The following is a 3,030-nucleotide window of genomic DNA, read 5'->3' as shown; positions in this document are numbered from 1 at the left end:
GTCAAACATGGGGTGCTCCTTGGGTGGCGGTAGGGCGAACCGAGCCGGGATTCAGGCGGTCCAGTCCAGGATGATCTTGCCGCTGCGGGCCGTGGCGGCCTCGTCGAAGGCGGCTTCGAAGTCGCGGTGCGAGTAGCGGCCGGTGATGACGGGGCTGAGGTCGAGGCCGCCCTCCAGGAGGACGGTCATCGCGTACCAGGTCTCGAACATCTCGCGGCCGTAGATGCCCTTGATCGTGATCATCGAGGTGACGATCCTCGCCCAGTCCACGGGGAACTCCTGGGCGGGCAGGCCCAGCATGGCGATCTTCCCGCCGTGCGTCATGTTGGCGATCATGTCGCGCATCGCCTCGGGGCGGCCGGACATCTCCAGGCCGACGTCGAAGCCCTCGCGCAGCCCGAGCCGCTCCTGCGCGTCGGCGATGGTGGCGTGCGAGACGTCGAGGGCGAGGGTGGCGCCGGCCTTGCGGGCGATCTCCAGGCGCTCGGGGCTGACGTCGGTGATGACGACGTTGCGGGCGCCGGCGTGGCGGGCGACCGCGGCCGCCATGATGCCGATCGGGCCGGCCCCGGTGATCAGGACGTCCTCGCCGACGAGGGGGAAGGACAGGGCGGTGTGGACGGCGTTGCCGAACGGGTCGAAGATCGCGGCGACGTCGAGGTCGACGGCGGTGCGGTGCACCCACACGTTCTGCGCGGGCAGGACGACGTACTCGGCGAAGGCGCCGTCGCGGCCGACGCCGAGGCCGACGGTGCTGCGGCACAGGTGGCGGCGGCCGGCCAGGCAGTTGCGGCACTTGCCGCACACGAGGTGGCCCTCGCCGCTGACGAGCGCGCCGGTCTCGATGTCGCGGACGTCGGCGCCGACGGCGGCGACCTCGCCGACGAACTCGTGCCCCAGGACGAGGGGGGTCTTGACGGCGCCCTGCGCCCAGCCGTCCCAGGAGCGGATGTGCAGGTCGGTGCCGCAGATGCCGGTGCGCAGCACCCTGATCAGCACGTCCCCGGCGCCGTACTCCGGTTCCGGGACGTCCATCAGCCAGAGCCCGGGTTCGGCTTTGTGCTTGACGAGTGCCTTCATGGGGTGGCTCCAGGCATGTGCAGGGGGTGCCGCGGCCCGTGGGGCTGGTGCGGCGTATCGACGGGACCAATCTGCCGACCTGCGCAGTGATCAGTCCATCGAGGATTTCTTAAGCGGGTCGACAGCGCAGCTTCACGCCTATGCTCCTCCCGTGAAGGGCGGGTGGCCTGCGGAAGGGCCGCCCGTCGGGGTCGGGGATCGGGGAGGTGTCGGGCGTGCCGAGTCTGCGCAGCAGGGCGCTGTCGGTCGCGCTGGTCGCGGCGGGCCGGCGCAGGCGGCTCGCGAGTGCGGAGGCGGTGCGGGCGCTGGTCGCCGAGGCGGCGCGCCGGCCGGCGTCGCACCTGCCGCCCCGGTCGCTGGGGCGGGTCGCGGAGATATCGCGGACGTTCGTCGGGGCGTGGCCGGTGTACGACGCTTCGCCGCGGGGCGTCGAGCCGGCGGCCCGGGTGCTGTACGTGCACGGGGGCGGATACGTGAACGAGCTGGTGCGGCCGCACTGGGCGATGGTGCGGACGCTGGTGGTGCAGGCGCGGGCACGGGTGGTGGTGCCGGCGTACACGCTGGCTCCGCGGGGCACGGCCGACCGTACGGTGCCGATCGCCGCGGACCTGCTCAGCGGCCTGATCGAGGGCGGCGGGGAGGGCGGGACGGTGCTGGTCGGGGATGCGGCGGGCGCCGGGCTGGCGCTGGCGGCGGCGCAGCGGCTGCGGGACCGCACGGGGGCGCAGCCGTCCCGGATCGTGCTGATCTCGCCGTGGCTGGACCTGACGGTGAGCCATCCGGACCAGGAGGCGTTGGAGGCCGTGGACCCGGTGCAGGCCAGATCGGGGCTCCGGGAGGCGGGGCGGCTGTACGCGGGGACGCTGCCGACGGAGGATCCGCAGGTGAGCCCGTTGCGGGGGGCGCTGGGCGGGCTGGCGCCGATGACGGTGTTCTCGGGGACGCGGGATGTGCTGGCGACGGACAGCCGGGAGCTGGTGCGGCGGGCGCGGGAGGCCGGCGCCGAGGTGGAGCTGCACGAGGAGGCGGGGCTCCCGCACGCCTATCCGCTGCTGCCGGTGCCGGAGGGGCGGGCGGCTCGCGACCGGATCGTGGAGCTGGTCCGGTCCGCCGCCGCGGAGTGACGGGGCGGGGCGGGCGGGCTCAGGCCGTGCAGGTCATGAGGGAGCTGACCGGCCAGGCGCGGTACGCGGTCCAGTAGGCCTCGTCGCGGGCCGCGTCGGCGGGCGGGGTGCGGTTGGGCTGCCAGCCGACGGTGCTGAAACCGGCTTCGACGGCGGCCTCCGCGAAGTCGGAGTGCGCCCACTCGCGGAACTCGAACACGAGGGCGGGGTCGTCGACGAGCTGCGCCTTCAGCAGGGGCGCGTCGCCGGCGGGGACGCGCTCGACGATGCGGACCCCGTACGGCGACCAGTCGACGTGCGGGTACGCCCCGGCGTTGGGGACGGTCGCGAGGAGCCGCCCGCCGTCGCGCAGGTTGGCCCGGATGGAGCGGAACATCCCGTGGAGGGCGGTCCGGTCGGGGGCCTGGTTGAACAGGTAGGCGGCCGTGACCAGGTCGAAGGGCCCCAGGCGGGGGAGCTTGGCGGTGTCGGCGACGACGTAGGCGACGGCCCCGGGAATGTGCCCGGCGTGGGCGCGGGCCCTGCGGAGCAGCTCTTCGGAGGTGTCGACGCCGAGGGCGCGGCGGGCTCCGCCGCGGGCCAGGAGCCGGGTGTTGTGGCCGTGTCCGCAGGCCAGGTCGAGGGTGTCGAGGCCGTGGACCCCGCCGAGCGCGTCGAGCGCCTCCAGGAGGGTGTGGGTGTCGGCGGCGGAGTAGGCCGCCGTGGTCGTCGACTCCGGGAACTCTTCGCCGAGGGTGCCGTACGGGAACCGCATGCTCTGCCTTGCCTTCCGGGGCTGGCGGGGGTGGGACGCCTGCGTATCGTGCCCCGGAAGGCAAGGCAGAGC

3 protein-coding genes are annotated in these 3,030 nt (G+C 74.2%); 1 reads left to right on the top strand and 2 read right to left on the bottom strand.

Translation table 11 applies throughout. From position 1 onward, the window contains the following. Positions 1 to 51 precede the first annotated feature (51 nt). Positions 52 to 1,080, bottom strand: coding sequence for an L-threonine 3-dehydrogenase (tdh, locus tag EF903_RS31035; RefSeq protein ID WP_125548310.1), 1,029 nt, complete (start codon positions 1,078 to 1,080; stop codon positions 52 to 54). A gap of 215 nt (positions 1,081 to 1,295) precedes the next feature. Between tdh and EF903_RS31030 the strand changes: the two genes are divergently transcribed. After that, positions 1,296 to 2,204: an alpha/beta hydrolase fold domain-containing protein gene (locus tag EF903_RS31030; RefSeq protein ID WP_125548309.1), complete on the top strand. Its 909-nt coding sequence runs from the start codon at positions 1,296 to 1,298 to the stop codon at positions 2,202 to 2,204. A gap of 19 nt (positions 2,205 to 2,223) precedes the next feature. On the opposite strand, the gene EF903_RS31025 is transcribed toward EF903_RS31030, so the two are convergent. Then, entirely contained in the window at positions 2,224 to 2,958 is a 735-nt protein-coding gene (locus tag EF903_RS31025; RefSeq protein WP_125548308.1) for a class I SAM-dependent methyltransferase, read from the bottom strand. Positions 2,959 to 3,030: the final 72 nt, after the last annotated feature.

The organism is Streptomyces sp. WAC05292, assembly GCF_003949955.1.
GTDB classification, from domain to species: Bacteria; Actinomycetota; Actinomycetes; order Streptomycetales; family Streptomycetaceae; genus Streptomyces; species Streptomyces globosus.
The sequence above is the reverse complement of the archived record's forward strand: the minus strand, read 5'-3'. Positions and strand labels throughout refer to the sequence as shown.